The 15,638-nt window shown below is 44.1% G+C and carries 16 protein-coding genes; 11 read left to right on the forward strand and 5 right to left on the reverse strand.

Annotation, left to right across the window (positions count from 1 at the left end; all coding sequences use genetic code 11):
• Positions 1-10: 10 nt before the first annotated feature.
• From I6G42_RS09165 to I6G42_RS10175, 5 genes are all read right to left on the reverse strand, one after another.
• Positions 11-3,106 carry a DEAD/DEAH box helicase gene (locus I6G42_RS09165; RefSeq protein ID WP_038805606.1) on the reverse strand — a complete coding sequence of 1,032 codons (3,096 nt, stop codon included), beginning with the start codon at positions 3,104-3,106 and terminating at the stop codon, positions 11-13.
• A gap of 92 nt (positions 3,107-3,198) precedes the next feature.
• Positions 3,199-4,365 carry a MalY/PatB family protein gene (locus I6G42_RS09170; protein WP_038805607.1) on the reverse strand — a complete coding sequence of 389 codons (1,167 nt, stop codon included), beginning with the start codon at positions 4,363-4,365 and terminating at the stop codon, positions 3,199-3,201.
• Positions 4,366-4,372: 7 nt separating this feature from the next.
• Positions 4,373-5,467, reverse strand: coding sequence for a cystathionine gamma-synthase (locus tag I6G42_RS09175; RefSeq protein WP_038805608.1), 1,095 nt, complete (start codon positions 5,465-5,467; stop codon positions 4,373-4,375).
• Between the two features lie 145 nt (positions 5,468-5,612).
• Positions 5,613-7,571, reverse strand: coding sequence for a peptide ABC transporter substrate-binding protein (locus I6G42_RS09180; protein WP_038805609.1), 1,959 nt, complete (start codon positions 7,569-7,571; stop codon positions 5,613-5,615).
• A gap of 639 nt (positions 7,572-8,210) precedes the next feature.
• Positions 8,211-8,516, reverse strand: a complete 306-nt coding sequence (locus I6G42_RS10175; RefSeq protein WP_269643438.1) for an LPXTG cell wall anchor domain-containing protein — start codon at positions 8,514-8,516, stop codon at positions 8,211-8,213.
• 325 nt (positions 8,517-8,841) lie between these two features.
• Between I6G42_RS10175 and I6G42_RS10180 the strand changes: the two genes are divergently transcribed.
• The 11 genes from I6G42_RS10180 to I6G42_RS10230 all read left to right on the forward strand — a co-directional run bounded on the left by I6G42_RS10180 (position 8,842) and on the right by I6G42_RS10230 (position 15,525).
• Positions 8,842-9,033, forward strand: a complete 192-nt coding sequence (locus I6G42_RS10180; RefSeq protein ID WP_197906206.1) for a hypothetical protein — start codon at positions 8,842-8,844, stop codon at positions 9,031-9,033.
• A gap of 108 nt (positions 9,034-9,141) precedes the next feature.
• Positions 9,142-11,085, forward strand: a complete 1,944-nt coding sequence (locus tag I6G42_RS10185; protein WP_197906187.1) for a chordopoxvirus G3 family protein — start codon at positions 9,142-9,144, stop codon at positions 11,083-11,085.
• Positions 11,086-11,880: 795 nt separating this feature from the next.
• On the forward strand, positions 11,881-12,231 hold the full coding sequence (locus I6G42_RS10190) for a hypothetical protein (RefSeq protein ID WP_269642810.1): 351 nt from the start codon (positions 11,881-11,883) through the stop codon (positions 12,229-12,231).
• Positions 12,232-12,364: 133 nt separating this feature from the next.
• On the forward strand, positions 12,365-12,595 hold the full coding sequence (locus tag I6G42_RS10195; RefSeq protein ID WP_197906188.1) for a hypothetical protein: 231 nt from the start codon (positions 12,365-12,367) through the stop codon (positions 12,593-12,595).
• A gap of 9 nt (positions 12,596-12,604) precedes the next feature.
• A complete protein-coding gene (locus tag I6G42_RS10200; protein WP_197906189.1) occupies positions 12,605-12,835 on the forward strand; it encodes a hypothetical protein in 231 nt (76 codons plus the stop codon).
• Between the two features lie 27 nt (positions 12,836-12,862).
• Positions 12,863-13,555 carry a hypothetical protein gene (locus tag I6G42_RS10205; protein ID WP_197906190.1) on the forward strand — a complete coding sequence of 231 codons (693 nt, stop codon included), beginning with the start codon at positions 12,863-12,865 and terminating at the stop codon, positions 13,553-13,555.
• A 27-nt stretch (positions 13,556-13,582) separates the two neighbouring features.
• Positions 13,583-14,185: a hypothetical protein gene (locus I6G42_RS10210; RefSeq protein ID WP_197906191.1), complete on the forward strand. Its 603-nt coding sequence runs from the start codon at positions 13,583-13,585 to the stop codon at positions 14,183-14,185.
• 27 nt (positions 14,186-14,212) lie between these two features.
• Positions 14,213-14,353, forward strand: coding sequence for a hypothetical protein (locus I6G42_RS10215; RefSeq protein ID WP_197906192.1), 141 nt, complete (start codon positions 14,213-14,215; stop codon positions 14,351-14,353).
• The gene (locus I6G42_RS10220) at positions 14,293-14,991 is read left to right on the forward strand and encodes a hypothetical protein (RefSeq protein WP_197906193.1); all 699 of its coding nucleotides are present in this window, start codon (positions 14,293-14,295) and stop codon (positions 14,989-14,991) included. The genes I6G42_RS10215 and I6G42_RS10220 overlap by 61 nt, the downstream gene beginning before the upstream one ends.
• Positions 14,992-15,108: 117 nt before the next feature.
• Positions 15,109-15,258, forward strand: a complete 150-nt coding sequence (locus I6G42_RS10225) for a hypothetical protein (RefSeq protein ID WP_197906194.1) — start codon at positions 15,109-15,111, stop codon at positions 15,256-15,258.
• A 117-nt stretch (positions 15,259-15,375) separates the two neighbouring features.
• The gene (locus I6G42_RS10230; protein ID WP_197906194.1) at positions 15,376-15,525 is read left to right on the forward strand and encodes a hypothetical protein; all 150 of its coding nucleotides are present in this window, start codon (positions 15,376-15,378) and stop codon (positions 15,523-15,525) included.
• Positions 15,526-15,638 lie beyond the last annotated feature (113 nt).

Genomic DNA, 15,638 nt, shown 5'->3' on the forward strand with positions numbered 1-15,638 from the left:
TCTTGATTTTTCAAGTGTTGGCTTCAGAAATCCCCAAAATTTCTCGAATTTCTGCCAGACTGAGACTCGCACGCGACTCCGTACCATCTAAAACTTGGGAAACCAAATGTTTTTTCTGCTCTTGAAGTTCTTGAATTTTTTCTTCAATAGTCCCCTTGGTAATCAAACGATAAACCTCGACCATCTGCTCCTGCCCCATTCGGTGAGCGCGTCCGATAGCCTGGGCTTCGACAGCAGGATTCCACCAGAGGTCAACCAAAATAACCGTATCAGCTCCCGTTAGATTAAGACCAACACCACCCGCCTTCAGAGAGATGAGAAAGGCATCTCTCTCTCCTTGGTTAAAGGCCTTGGTCATCTCCTGTCTGTCATGAGCAGGAGTTGAGCCCGTAATTTTGAAGGAAGTCAAGCCCAAGTCTGGGAGTTCTTGCTCGATTTTTTCCAACATTCCTTTGAACTGGGAGAAAATCAAGACCCGATGCCCACCATCAGCCACTTGTAGCAATAAATCTCGGAGACTATCGAGTTTACCACTAGCTCCTTGGTAATCGTCCATGAAGAGAGCTGGCGTATCGCAGATCTGGCGCAATCGCATGAGACCAGATAAGATTTCTACCCGACTTCTCTGGAATTCTTGATCTGTCACTTGCGCTAGGCGGTCTCGCATCTGTTGCAGCTGGGCCAGATAGATAGCCTTCTGTTGGTCTTCCAGTTCATTTTTATAGACGACTTCGATTAAGTCAGGTAGTTCTGTTAGGACTTCTTCTTTCTTACGCCTCATGACGAAGGGCTTGATAAACTGCGCGACTCGGTCAGCTGGCAATTTCATAAACTCCTTTTTACTTGGCAAGAGCCCTGGAAGCACAATTTGAAAGATAGACCACAACTCTCCTAAATGATTTTCAATGGGCGTACCTGACAAAGCAAAAACTGCTGGCACCACAAACTGGCGCAAACTCTGAGCAATCTTGGTTTGGGCATTTTTCATGACCTGGGCTTCATCTAAGAAGAGAAAATCAAAAGCCATCTCTTGATAAAGCTCGCTGTCTTGACGAAAGGTCGCATAGCTAGTCACATAGATTTGGTGATTTTCAGAAAGAATCGCTTCTCGATTCGCTTTCAAACCATGAACGACAGCCAAATCCAACTGTGGGGCAAATTTTCTAAATTCATCTGCCCAATTGTAGATCAAACCTGACGGCGCTAAAATCAAGACCCGACTTTCTTCGGTCACCTGACTAGTCAAAAAAGCGATAGTTTGCAGTGTTTTTCCCAGTCCCATATCATCGGCTAGGATGCCACCAAAGCCATAGTGATGAAGCATCTGGAGCCAACGGACACCCTTTTCCTGATAGTCTCTCAAACTTGCCTGCACCCGTATATCTCCCAAAGGAAAATCCTCTGGATGGGTCAAATCATGAGCTAAATGCTGAAATTCCTCTGTGAAGTAGAACCTGTCTCGACCTTCAAAAAGCTGAGAAAGGCTATAAGCTAGGGATTTTCGCGCTTGGAAAGAACCATCTTTTAGCTCAACCCCCAGTTCTTGCAAATTTTGACGAATCTGCTTGGTTTCCTCATCAAAAAAGTACACTTGGTCAGAAGAACTGATATAGAAATCCTGATTGCTGGTTAAGGCTTTAAGAGCTTGATCAATCTCTTCTTGGGCAATCCCTTGGAAATCAAACTGAATCTCCAACAGTCCTCCCTTGGACTCAATCTGAACCTGAGGAGCTTGGACGCTGTAGAGCTGATTTATCTCATCAGACAAGAAAACCAACCCCAATTTCTCAAAAGTAGGAATCGTATGATGAAAGAAAGAGTAAACTGCCTCAGGCTTCAAAGCCTGTCTCCAAGACTGAAAATCAGCCTCAAAACCAGCCCCTAAACTAACTTGAAATATCTGGCTTTCTACGGCAGCATCGCTAGCGAAAGGTAATTCTTCCATCTGTTGATGACTAGTCACCTTAATATCTCCATAATCAAACTCGATATCCAAGCGGATACGACCATCCTTCTCCTTGTCAAAGTAAAAGATCGGTGAAAAGGGTCGTATTTGTAAACGTTCTGGAGCAGAAATCTTGCCCAGTTGCTCAAACAAAGGAAGACAGGAAGCCAATCGATCCCGATCGCCAGTATCAAACTGGAGGCATTTTCTCCCTCTCTCCTCCTGAGGAAGCTCCTTGATTTCCTTTAGTAGGCTGATTTGTTTAGGGTTTAAGAGATAAAGATTCCCCTTACGAAAGAGAACCGCTCCCCCATAGAATACGTTGACTCGCTCAGTCTCAGAAATTTCCATCTCAAAATAATCGGGATACTCCTTCACAGAAAAAGAGAAAAGTTCTGCATCTGGATCTAAATCATGAAAGAGAAGATTTTCATAACTATCGATCTGGTGTTCAAAATGAAAATCCTCCAAATTCATCAGCAACTCCACCCCCTGCTCAAAAAAAGTCAGAGGGAAAAAGAGGTGACGACCTTGATTAGGGAAAAAGAGGTCTTGACTCAGTCCCTCCTCAATCAAGCCCCGTAAAAAAGTAAGAACATCTTGACTAGCTGTATCAAAAGCATCCCAAGACAAGTCATTTTCATACTGTTTCCCAATCATATATGGTTTTCGATGGACTAAGACCTTCAAAAAGAGAGGGATGTCACGAATGACATAATATTTTTGACTATCAACTAAACCGATTCGGAGAGTCCAAAGGAGGCGATTGGTTCCAGCTTCTACCTGGCCTTGAGCCGACAAAGTGTAGATTTTCTCTCGCTTCTGAGGTCGGATACGCTCCAAAAAACTACCACCAAAACTAACCTTGGTTTCGACCTCTTCTTGCTCTTCATGGCCTTTTTCTAAGGCTTGTAAAATCACCTGGCCTTCTTCGTCGTTCTTCAGATAATGCTCGAGCGCCGCTAGGTGAACACAGTAACCTCTTTTTTGGAAAAAATCACAAGCACAAAAAACAAGATCATCCTCTAAACTGTAGCGTAAGTCTTCTCCCGCCACACGAGTATAGAGGCGATTCCCTTTTTCCTTGATAATCTCAATGTTGCCCGTTTCATAGAGAGTAACACCCTCCATGCGCAACTTTCCCGGAATCAATTTAGCCATAGTTACCCCTTTATCTTATCTTTTCATTATACCACATTTTTCCCTATGAAAATAGCCTTCTAGGAAGACTTTTCTCCTAGAAGGCTCGATTTTTAAAGTGTAGCAAAAGTGGTCACGATGCGTTGGCAAACCTCTTCCAGTACTGACTTCGGCATAGCTACATTGAGGCGGGCATGAAGAGCTCCCTCCTCCCCAAAGTCCAAACCTCGGTTCAAGATAACCTTGGCTTCATTTCTCAAAAGCTCTTGCAAGCGGTCATCCGTTAGGTCATAGGCTGAAAAATCAAGCCAGATCAAGTAGGTACCTTGTGGTTTCATGACCTTAATCTTGGTTTCGTTGCCCAAAATATCCACTACATAGTTAATGTGGTCCTCGATGACTTCTTTTAACTCTCCTAACCAGTCCTTACCATAACGGTAGGCAGCTTCTGTCGCCAAATACCCCAAGCCTGAGATTTCATGTTGGTTATTGGCCAACTGGCGTTTTTGGAAAGCCACACGAAGCTTTGGATTTTCAATAACTGCATAGGAATTCTTGGTCCCAGCAATATTAAAGGTCTTAGTGGCACTGCTCAGGATAAGGGCAAAGTCTTTAAAGGCGGGATCAATGGTGTTGAATGACTGGTGTTTGTGACCAAAGAGGGCCAAATCTTGGTGGATCTCATCTGAAACCAACAAAACACCATGTTTTTGGCAGAGATGACCAATCTTTTCTAACACTTCCTTTTCCCAAACACGTCCACCAGGATTGTGAGGATTGCAAAGGATATAAAGCTTCACATCCTCTTCCACCAATTCCTTCTCCAGCTGGTCAAAGTCAATCTCAAACAGACCATTCTTTTCCACCAAAGAATTGGTAATCAATCGGCGATTGTTCAGTTTGACACTGCGAGCAAACGGTGGATAGACCGGTGTATTAATCAGAACAGCCTCTCCTTCTTTTGTAAAGGCTTGAATGGCTGTTGAAATAGCTGGTACCACTCCTTCGATAAATACGAGAGCCTCCTTATCGAAAGTGTAACTATGCTGGTTTTCTTCCCAGTCCTGAACCGACTGAATCAAAGCGTCGCTTGCATAAGTATAGCCATAGACCAACTGATCTGCGTAGGCTTGTACAGCTTGTCGAACTTCAGGCAAAACCACAAAGTCCATATCTGCTATCCAGGCTGGTAGAACTTCTCGATCAGCTTCCGCTTCTTTCCATTTATAGGTATGATGCCCAAAACGATTGGGCAGGCTTGTAAAATCATATTTTCCCATATTTATCTTATCCTTCTAAGGCTTGGCGCAAGTCCGCAATCAAATCTCTAGCATCCTCAATCCCAATAGACAAACGCAAAAGATCATCTGTCAATCCATAAGAATGGCGCACTTCTGCTGGAATATCCGCATGGGTCTGCGTCGTTGGATAGGTGATCAGACTCTCTACCCCACCCAAACTTTCTGCAAAAGAGAAGACCTTGAGACTGTTCAAAATATGAGGAATACGTTTCTCATCCACTACTTTAAAGGAAATCATTCCCCCACGACCAGTATAGAGAACTTCCTTGACTGCTGGAGAATCCTTCAAAAAGGCAACCACTTCTTGGGCATTCGCTGTAGAACGTTCCATACGCAGAGACAAGGTCTTAAGACCACGAATCAACTGATAACTATCAAACGGTGATAAGACCGCACCTGTCGTATTGAGATTGTAAAACAGTTGTTCATATAGTTCTAAACTATTAGTCACAACTACCCCAGCCAAGACATCATTGTGCCCTGCTAGGTATTTGGTGGCTGAATGAAGAACAATATCTGCACCATCTTCAATCGGTCGTTGGTAAATCGGACTGTAGAAGGTATTGTCTACGACTACTTTGGCACCCTTAGCATGAGCTATTTGGGCTAGTTTTGCAATATCAAATTCCAACATCAACGGATTGGTTGGCGTTTCGATGTAGAGAACATCCACATGATTTTCCAGCTCAGCAATCAACTCTGCTTCAGTATTAGCATAGGTAAAATGGAACCGGCCTTCCTTCTCCACTTGATTGAACCAACGGAAAGAACCCCCATACAGATCGCGCACAGCCAAGACTTTACTTCCCACTGGAAAAACACTAAAAGCCAGTACAATCGCAGCCATACCTGAGCTCGTCGCTAGGGCATAGTCTGCTGATTCGATTGCAGCCAAGACTTCCTCTGCCTTACTGCGAGTTGGGTTTTTAGTGCGCGTGTAGTCAAATCCTGTAGACTGACCGAACTCAGGATGCTGATAAGTTGTTGAAAAATGAAGCGGCGTTACCAAGGCACCTGTTGCCTTATCTGACTTGATTCCCGCCTGGGCCAAAATTGTGTTGATGTGTAGTTCTTTGCTCATACAATACCTCCAAATCTATAGTAACTATTGTACCACTTATTTTCGCCAACTCATTTTCTTCTTTTCAAGAGCTAGTTATAGTTTCAAACTATATAAAAGCGATAGTTCCTTGAGAAACTATCGCTTTTCCTGTTGAATAGACTGATTATTTAACGTGTTTTGCCAATTCTTCTTGGGCTTTTTTATTTGACTCTTCTTTTTCTTTCAGCCATTTTTCTTTAGCTTTTTCATACTCAGCAGTCGTCACAGTCTTATCTTGTAACTTGAGGTACTTGTATGATTCGACACCCTTATTTCCAGCTTGTGAGAATGGTGCAGAGAATGGAACTGTCTTTCTCAAGCTAGGTGTTCCACCCTTAGAAACGTTTGGAATTGCAAGGGCGCTATCAACGAGCCAAGCTTGAACTTCAGCATATTTTTCATAACGTTTTGCTGGATCTTGCTCTTTATTGGCTTCTTCCAACATTTGAGTGTAGGTATCAAGTCCAACTGCCTTGGCCTTGTCATTGACTTCACCTGGTTCTAGACCAAGGTTTTGCAACATACCACCGTTATTGACATTTAAGATATCAAGATAGCTTGATGGATCCAAGTAGTCCGCACTCCAACCACCATTGTATAGGTCAAAATCCTTCTGGGCTGCTGTCTGAGCTAAATAACCAGAGCTATCATAATCCTCTGTTGCCAACTGTTGGATATCGATAACCACGTTCTCAGTTCCAAGAACAGATTCGATGGATTGCTTCATTGAGCTAATTTCTTGAATTTCTGTCTTATTGGTCATTTCAACAGTCTTATCCAAGTGAATTGGGAACTGAACACCCTTGGCTTCTAGTTCTTTCTTAGCTTCCGCAAACTTAGCTTTAGCCTTGTCAGGATTGTAGTAAGGATCCTGAGCATCAGCAAAGTTGATTCCTTGCCATTCTTGGCCATAGTTGACCATCTTTTCGGAAACAACATCACCAAAGTCTTTTCCGTTGATACTTACAAATGTAGGAGGTACAACTAGGTTACGAATAATCTTCGTTGCTCCGTCTTCCCCTTGAGATTGTGCCCCATAGGCCGTACGGTTGTAGGCAAAATTGATAGCTTGGCGGAAGTTTTTATTCAGAACTGCTTCTTGGGTAGATTTCTTTTCGATGTCAGTCGTTTTAGAAGTGAAATTATAAGATTTTCTATCTAGGTTAAAGTTCAAGTAGAAAGAAGTGGCATCTTGCATGCTGTAGATGATATTGTCCTTATTCTTCTCTTTAATCCCTTCAAAACTTGAGCTATTTGGATAGAGACGTGCGTAGCTGTATACTCCTTCTGTAAAGTTACGTGCTAGGGCATCTTGGTCACTTCCATCATAGTAGGTCAATTTCACATCGTCCACAAAGACATTTTTAGCATCCCAGTAGTTCGGATTTTTCTTGTACTCGATAACAGATTTTGAAACAAAGGACTTCATCAAGAAAGGTCCACTGTACAAAATACTAGAAGGATCCACCTTACCAAAGTCATCTCCTTTTGATTTCAAGAAATCAGCATTAACAGGGAAGAGAATAGTGGACGTAGTTTTAGAATTCCAATAAGGTTCTGGTCGAGTCAAAGTATACTGAACTGTTTGGTCATCAATCGCCTTCACACCGACAGTTGAAAAGTCTGTTGTTTTACCGTTGATATAGTCATCCAAACCTGCTACAGACTCTTGAACCAAGTACAAGGCTTCAGATTTTTTATCTGCCGCATATTTCAAACCTGTCACAAAGTCTTGAGCAGTTACAGGTGCGTATTCTTCACCTTCGTATGTATACCACTTGGCATCTTTACGAAGTTTGTAGGTATAAGTCAAACCGTCCTTGGAAACGGTCCAATCCTCTGCCAAAGATGGAACATAGTTACCATATTGGTCATTTTCCATCAAACCATCTACCAGATTGGTAACGATATCATTAGTTGTTGCACGGTTCTCTGCTAGATAGTTCAAACTAGATGGATCACTAGAGTAAACATAATTGTATGTTTTAGATGAACTTGCTGAGTTCCCACATGCGCTTAGTAGGATACCCGCGCTTAACACGACACTTGCCAGTGTCAGATACTTGGCCTTAGACTTTTTCATTTCCAGAACCTCCTGTTTTAGATATTTGCCTTATTATACAGCTTTAGTTTTATTTAGTCAAGTAATTCCTGTCACAAAAGGTCGAAATTATATTATTTTCTCTACAAATTTTAGAATTTTATCTATTTCGTTAGGTATATGCAATACGTAGTGTAATATTTTTACCTCTTATTCCTAAGTGCTTTAAAAGCTGTCTTGTAATTTGAATATTCTTTTTGACGGTGATTAATAAACAGTAAGACATCATTAAGTTCTTTGGAAGGTTTAGAAATGGAAATCCATCAAAAATAAAATTGATGGGCATCCACTCCTTTTCAGACGCTATTTCAAACTTTTCTTAAATCTAAATCCTATATCAATAATATCCTTGAATCCCTTCATTTCAATACTAAGTTGGAAGCAATCAGCAAGAATATAAGATGTCTAGTATTTGATTTTCAAAAATTTAGAGTGATAATTCTCGTCACTTTGAATATTAAAAAAGAGAGAACCAATCTGATTCTCTCTCATGCTTAGTTAGATCTCACTCTCTACAGTTGACAAAGAGCCAAAAACCCCAGATAGCCTTGAGCTATCCGGGGTTCTTGTTTTCATCGCTAAAATGATATCAACAATTTCATTTTAGTCGATTTTTGGGACTTAGTCTTCTAAATCCATTTCAGAAGCTGCTGATTTCTTCTTCTTGCCAAGAAGAGAGGCAGTTGCCAAGGCAGCTACTCCTAATCCAAGACCAGCAAATTGGTTACTTGCAGTTCCTGTATTTGGAAGTTTTCTACCGTTTGAACGTCCTGGTCCAGCAGGTTGTTGTGCAGGAGCTTGTGAGTGGTTCAATGCACTTGAGATTGAAGCACTGTCAGACAAGCTAGCTGAGGTACTTGCGCTGTTGCTCAAGCTTGTGCTTGCTGATTCAGATGCACTGATTGAAGCAGATACACTGTTGCTCAAGCTTGCTGAAGTTGAGGCATTGCCTGAACCATTGCTTGTACTTGTTGAACCTGAACCACTACCTGAGTTGTTGCTTGCGCTGATTGAAGCAGAAGCTGATTGGCTTGCTGATACAGATGCTGAAGTGCTTTGACTTGCAGATACTGATGCGCTAGCTGATTGACTAGCTGAACCATTGCTTGTGCTTGTTGAACCTGAACCGCTACCTGAGTTGTTGCTTGCACTGATTGAAGCTGAAGCTGATTGGCTAGCTGATACAGACGCTGAAGTGCTTTGACTTGCAGATACTGATGCGCTAGCTGATTGGCTAACTGAACCATTGCTTGTGCTTGTTGAACCTGAACCACTACCTGAGTTGTTGCTTGCACTGATTGATGCAGACACGCTGTCACTCAAGCTTGCGCTTGTTGAGACTGACTCACTTGCGCTGATTGAGGCTGAAGTACTATCGCTCAATGATACACTTACTGACTTGCTGAGTGAAACTGACTCACTTGCACTTACAGATTCAAGGTAGCTAGGAAGGTTAAACTCTGGTTTAGACTGGCTTTCTGGTTCACCCTTACTATAGCTGAATGAGTTAGATTGTTGTGACGCACTTGTACTCAAACTACTTGAAACGCTATTGCTAAGTGATGTAGATGTGCTTACGCTGTTACTCAAGCTTACTGAAGTACTTGTTGAAACTGAAGTACTACTTGAGTTGTTGCTTGCTGATTCAGATGCACTGATTGAAGCAGACACGCTGTTGCTCAAGCTTGTGCTTGCTGATTCAGATGCACTGATTGAAGCAGATACACTGTTGCTCAAGCTTGTGCTTGCTGATTCAGATGCACTGATTGAGGCAGATACGCTGTTGCTCAAGCTTGTGCTTGCTGATTGGCTAGCACTGATTGAAGCAGATACGCTGTTGCTCAAGCTTGTGCTTGCTGATTGGCTAGCACTGATTGAAGCAGACACGCTGTTGCTCATGCTTGTGCTTGCTGATTCAGATGCACTGATTGAGGCAGATACGCTGTTGCTCAAGCTTGTGCTTGCTGATTGGCTAGCACTGATTGAAGCAGATACGCTGTTGCTCAAGCTTGTGCTTGCTGATTGGCTAGCACTGATTGAAGCAGACACGCTGTTGCTCATGCTTGTGCTTGCTGATTCAGATGCACTGATTGAAGCAGATACGCTGTTGCTCAAGCTTGTGCTTGCTGATTGGCTAGCACTGATTGAAGCAGATACGCTGTTGCTCAAGCTTGTGCTTGCTGATTGGCTAGCACTGATTGAAGCAGATACGCTGTTGCTCAAGCTTGTGCTTGCTGATTCAGATGCACTGATTGAAGCAGATACGCTGTTACTCAAGCTTGTGCTTGCTGATACTGAAGCACTGATTGAAGCAGATACACTGTTGCTCAAGCTTGTGCTTGCTGATTGGCTAGCACTGATTGAAGCAGATACGCTGTTGCTCAAGCTTGTGCTTGCTGATTGGCTAGCACTGATTGAAGCAGACACGCTGTTGCTCAAGCTTGTGCTTGCTGATTCAGATGCACTGATTGAAGCAGATACGCTGTTGCTCATGCTTGTGCTTGCTGATTGGCTAGCACTAATTGAAGCAGATACGCTGTTGCTCAAGCTTGTGCTTGCTGATTCAGATGCACTAATTGAAGCAGATACGCTGTTGCTCAAGCTTGTGCTTGCTGATTCAGATGCACTGATTGAGGCAGATACGCTGTTGCTCAAGCTTGTGCTTGCTGATTCAGATGCACTGATTGAGGCAGATACGCTGTTGCTCAAGCTTGTGCTTGCTGATTGGCTAGCACTGATTGAAGCAGATACGCTGTTGCTCAAGCTTGTGCTTGCTGATTGGCTAGCACTAATTGAAGCAGATACGCTGTTGCTCAAGCTTGTGCTTGCTGATTCAGATGCACTGATTGAGGCAGATACGCTGTTGCTCAAGCTTGTGCTTGCTGATTGGCTAGCACTGATTGAAGCAGATACGCTGTTGCTCAAGCTTGTGCTTGCTGATTCAGATGCACTGATTGAGGCAGATACGCTGTTGCTCATGCTTGTGCTTGCTGATTCAGATGCACTGATTGAAGCAGATACGCTGTTGCTCAAGCTTGTGCTTGCTGATTGGCTAGCACTGATTGAAGCAGACACGCTGTTGCTCAAGCTTGTGCTTGCTGATTCAGATGCACTGATTGAAGCAGATACGCTGTTGCTCAAGCTTGTGCTTGCTGATTGGCTAGCACTAATTGAAGCAGATACGCTGTTGCTCAAGCTTGTGCTTGCTGATTCAGATGCACTAATTGAAGCAGATACGCTGTTGCTCAAGCTTGTGCTTGCTGATTCAGATGCACTGATTGAGGCAGATACGCTGTTGCTCAAGCTTGTGCTTGCTGATGCGCTAGTTGATTCACTTGCTGATACAGATGCTGAAGCTGAAGCGCTTTGGCTAGCTGATACTGATGCTGAAGCTGATTGGCTTGCAGATACAGACGCTGAAGCACTTTGGCTAGCTGATACAGATGCTGAAGCTGAAGCGCTTTGGCTAGCTGATACTGATGCTGAAGCTGATTGACTTGAGCTTACTGATGCGCTAGTTGATTGGCTTGCAGATACTGACGCTGAAGTTGATTCACTTGAGCTTACTGATGCGCTAGCTGATTGGCTTGCAGATACTGACGCTGAAGCACTTTGGCTAGCTGATACAGATGCTGAAGCTGATTGGCTAGCTGATACAGATGCTGAAGTTGATTGACTTGAGCTTACTGATGCGCTTGCTGATTGGCTTGCACTTACAGACGCTGAAGCACTTTGGCTAGCTGATACAGATGCTGAAGTTGATTGACTTGAGCTTACTGATGCGCTTGCTGATTGGCTAGCTGATACAGATGCTGAAGTTGATTGACTTGAGCTTACTGATGCGCTTGCTGATTGGCTTGCACTTACAGACGCTGAAGCGCTTTGGCTAGCTGATACTGATGCTGAAGCTGATTGGCTTGCAGATACTGATGCGCTAGTTGATTGACTTGCAGATACTGATGCTGAAGTTGATTGGCTTGCACTTACAGACGCTGAAGTTGATTGACTTGCAGATACTGATGCTGAAGCTGATTGGCTAGCTGATACAGACGCTGAAGCTGATTGGCTTGCAGATACAGACGCTGAAGCACTTTGGCTAGCTGATACAGATGCTGAAGTTGATTGACTTGCAGATACTGATGCGCTAGTTGATTCACTTGCTGATACAGATGCTGAAGCTGATTGGCTAGCTGATACAGATGCTGAAGTTGATTGACTTGAGCTTACTGATGCGCTTGCTGATTGGCTAGCTGATACAGATGCTGAAGTTGATTCACTTGCAGATACTGATGTGCTTGCTGATTGGCTTGCACTAATTGAAGCAGATACGCTGTTGCTCAAGCTTGTGCTTGCTGATTCAGATGCACTAATTGAAGCAGATACGCTGTTGCTCAAGCTTGTGCTTGCTGATTCAGATGCACTGATTGAGGCAGATACGCTGTTGCTCAAGCTTGTGCTTGCTGATGCGCTAGTTGATTCACTTGCTGATACAGATGCTGAAGCTGAAGCGCTTTGGCTAGCTGATACTGATGCTGAAGCTGATTGGCTTGCAGATACAGACGCTGAAGCACTTTGGCTAGCTGATACAGATGCTGAAGCTGAAGCGCTTTGGCTAGCTGATACTGATGCTGAAGCTGATTGACTTGAGCTTACTGATGCGCTAGTTGATTGGCTTGCAGATACTGACGCTGAAGTTGATTCACTTGAGCTTACTGATGCGCTAGCTGATTGGCTTGCAGATACTGACGCTGAAGCACTTTGGCTAGCTGATACAGATGCTGAAGCTGATTGGCTTGCAGATACTGATGCTGAAGTTGATTCACTTGAGCTTACTGATGCGCTTGCTGATTGGCTTGCTGATACAGATGCTGAAGCTGATTCACTTGCAGATACTGATGCTGAAGCTGATTCACTTGCAGATACTGATGCTGAAGTTGATTCACTTGCAGATACAGACGCTGAAGCTGATTCGCTTGAGCTTACTGATGCGCTTGCTGATTGGCTAGCTGATACTGATGCTGAAGCTGATTCACTTGAGCTTACTGATGCGCTTGCTGATTGGCTTGCAGATACTGATGCTGAAGCTGATTGGCTTGCAGATACTGATGCTGAAGTTGATTCACTTGAGCTTACTGATGCGCTTGCTGATTGGCTTGCTGATACAGATGCTGAAGCTGATTCACTTGCAGATACTGATGCTGAAGCTGATTCACTTGCAGATACAGAGGCTGAAGCTGATTGGCTAGCTGATACAGACGCTGAAGCGCTTTGGCTTGCTGATACTGACGCTGAAGCTGATTCACTTGCAGATACTGACGCTGAAGCGCTTTGGCTTGCTGATACTGATGCTGAAGTGCTTTGGCTTGCTGATACAGACGCTGAAGCTGATTCACTTGCACTTACAGATGCTGAAGTTGATTGACTTGAGCTTACTGATGCTGAAGTGCTTTGGCTTGCTGATACTGACGCTGAAGCTGATTCACTTGCAGATACTGATGCTGAAGCTGATTCACTTGAGCTTACTGATGCGCTTGCTGATTGGCTTGCACTTACAGATGCTGAAGTTGATTGACTTGAGCTTACTGATGCTGAAGTGCTTTGGCTTGCTGATACTGACGCTGAAGCTGATTCACTTGCACTTACAGATGCTGAAGTTGATTGACTTGAGCTTACTGATGCGCTTGCTGATTGGCTTGCACTTACAGATGCTGAAGTTGATTCACTTGAGCTTACAGATGCTGAAGTGCTTTGGCTTGCTGATACTGACGCTGAAGCTGATTCACTTGCAGATACTGATGCTGAAGCTGATTCACTTGAGCTTACTGATGCGCTTGCTGATTGGCTTGCAGATACTGATGCTGAAGTTGATTCACTTGAGCTTACTGATGCGCTTGCTGATTGGCTTGCTGATACAGATGCTGAAGCTGATTGACTTGCAGATACAGACGCTGAAGCTGATTGGCTAGCTGATACAGACGCTGAAGCGCTTTGGCTTGCTGATACTGACGCTGAAGCTGATTGACTTGAGCTTACTGATGCTGAAGTGCTTTGGCTTGCTGATACTGACGCTGAAGCGCTTTGGCTTGCTGATACTGATGCTGAAGTGCTTTGGCTTGCTGATACAGACGCTGAAGCTGATTCACTTGCACTTACAGATGCTGAAGTTGATTGACTTGAGCTTACTGATGCTGAAGTGCTTTGGCTTGCTGATACTGACGCTGAAGCTGATTCACTTGCAGATACTGATGCTGAAGCTGATTCACTTGAGCTTACTGATGCGCTTGCTGATTGGCTTGCACTTACAGATGCTGAAGTTGATTGACTTGAGCTTACTGATGCTGAAGTGCTTTGGCTTGCTGATACTGACGCTGAAGCTGATTCACTTGCACTTACAGATGCTGAAGTTGATTGACTTGAGCTTACTGATGCGCTTGCTGATTGGCTTGCACTTACAGATGCTGAAGTTGATTCACTTGAGCTTACAGATGCTGAAGTGCTTTGGCTTGCTGATACTGACGCTGAAGCTGATTCACTTGCAGATACTGATGCTGAAGCTGATTCACTTGCAGATACAGACGCTGAAGCTGATTGGCTAGCTGATACAGACGCTGAAGCGCTTTGGCTTGCTGATACTGACGCTGAAGCTGATTCACTTGCACTTACAGATGCTGAAGTTGATTGACTTGAGCTTACTGATGCTGAAGTGCTTTGGCTTGCTGATACTGACGCTGAAGCTGATTCACTTGAGCTTACTGATGCGCTAGTTGATTGGCTTGCTGATACTGATGCTGAAGCTGATTCACTTGAGCTTACTGATGCGCTTGCTGATTGGCTTGCTGATACTGATGCTGAAGTTGATTCACTTGAGCTTACTGATGCGCTAGTTGATTCGCTTGCACTTACTGATGCTGAAGCTGATTCACTTGAGCTTACTGATGCGCTTGCTGATTGGCTTGCAGATACTGATGCTGAAGCTGATTCACTTGCAGATACTGATGCTGAAGTTGATTCACTTGCAGATACAGACGCTGAAGCTGATTCGCTTGAGCTTACTGAAGCGCTTTGGCTTGCTGATACTGATGCTGAAGCTGATTCACTTGCAGATACTGATGCTGAAGTTGATTCACTTACAGATACAGACGCTGAAGCTGATTCGCTTGAGCTTACTGATGCGCTTGCTGATTGGCTAGCTGATACTGATGCTGAAGTTGATTGGCTAGCTGATACTGACGCTGAAGCTGATTCACTTGAGCTTACTGATGCGCTAGTTGATTGGCTTGCACTTACTGATGCTGAAGCTGATTCACTTGAGCTTACTGATGCGCTTGCTGATTGGCTTGCTGATACTGATGCTGAAGCTGAGGCACTTTGGCTTGCGCTTACTGATGTTGAAGCACTTTGACTTGCACTTACAGATGCGCTTGCTGATTGGCTAGCTGATACAGACGCTGAGTCGCTTGCACTTACAGATGCTGAAGCTGATTGACTTGCACTTACAGATGCTGATTGGCTCGCACTGATGCTTGCTGATACTGATGCTGATGCGCTTTGGCTTGCACTAATTGACGCAGACTGGCTCGCGCTTGCTGAGATAGAAGCTGAGTTCTGGTTGTTAGATGCTGAAGCTGAGGCACTTTGGCTTGCGCTTACTGATGTTGAAGCACTTTGACTTGCACTTACAGATGCTGAAGCTGATTGGCTAGCTGATACAGACGCTGAGTCGCTTGCACTTACAGATGCTGAAGCTGATTGACTAGCTGATACAGATGCTGATTGGCTCGCACTGATGCTTGCTGATACTGATGCTGATGCGCTTTGGCTTGCACTAATTGACGCAGACTGGCTCGCGCTTGCTGAGATAGAAGCTGAGTTCTGGTTGTTAGATGCTGAAGCTGAGGCACTTTGGCTTGCGCTTACTGATGTTGAAGCACTTTGACTTGCACTTACAGATGCTGAAGCTGATTGGCTAGCTGATACAGACGCTGAGTCGCTTGCACTTACAGATGCTGAAGCGCTTTGGCTCGCACTAATTGACGCAGACTGGCTCGC

It is taken from the genome of Streptococcus oralis (assembly GCF_016028255.1).
In the GTDB taxonomy this organism is placed as follows: Bacteria; Bacillota; Bacilli; order Lactobacillales; family Streptococcaceae; genus Streptococcus; species Streptococcus oralis_AC.

What these genes read in the sequence shown, in the direction of transcription:
- I6G42_RS09165 (WP_038805606.1), bottom strand. Translation starts at nt 3,106, where the DNA reads ATGGCTAAATTGATTCCGGGAAAGTTGCGCATGGAGGGTGTTACTCTC.
- I6G42_RS09170 (WP_038805607.1), bottom strand. Translation starts at nt 4,365, where the DNA reads ATGGGAAAATATGATTTTACAAGCCTGCCCAATCGTTTTGGGCATCAT.
- I6G42_RS09175 (WP_038805608.1), bottom strand. Translation starts at nt 5,467, where the DNA reads ATGAGCAAAGAACTACACATCAACACAATTTTGGCCCAGGCGGGAATC.
- I6G42_RS09180 (WP_038805609.1), bottom strand. Translation starts at nt 7,571, where the DNA reads ATGAAAAAGTCTAAGGCCAAGTATCTGACACTGGCAAGTGTCGTGTTA.
- I6G42_RS10195 (WP_197906188.1), top strand. Translation starts at nt 12,365, where the DNA reads ATGCTGAAGCTGATTGGCTTGCAGATACTGATGCTGAAGTTGATTCAC.
- I6G42_RS10200 (WP_197906189.1), top strand. Translation starts at nt 12,605, where the DNA reads ATGCTGAAGCTGATTCACTTGAGCTTACTGATGCGCTTGCTGATTGGC.
- I6G42_RS10225 (WP_197906194.1), top strand. Translation starts at nt 15,109, where the DNA reads ATGCTTGCTGATACTGATGCTGATGCGCTTTGGCTTGCACTAATTGAC.
- I6G42_RS10230 (WP_197906194.1), top strand. Translation starts at nt 15,376, where the DNA reads ATGCTTGCTGATACTGATGCTGATGCGCTTTGGCTTGCACTAATTGAC.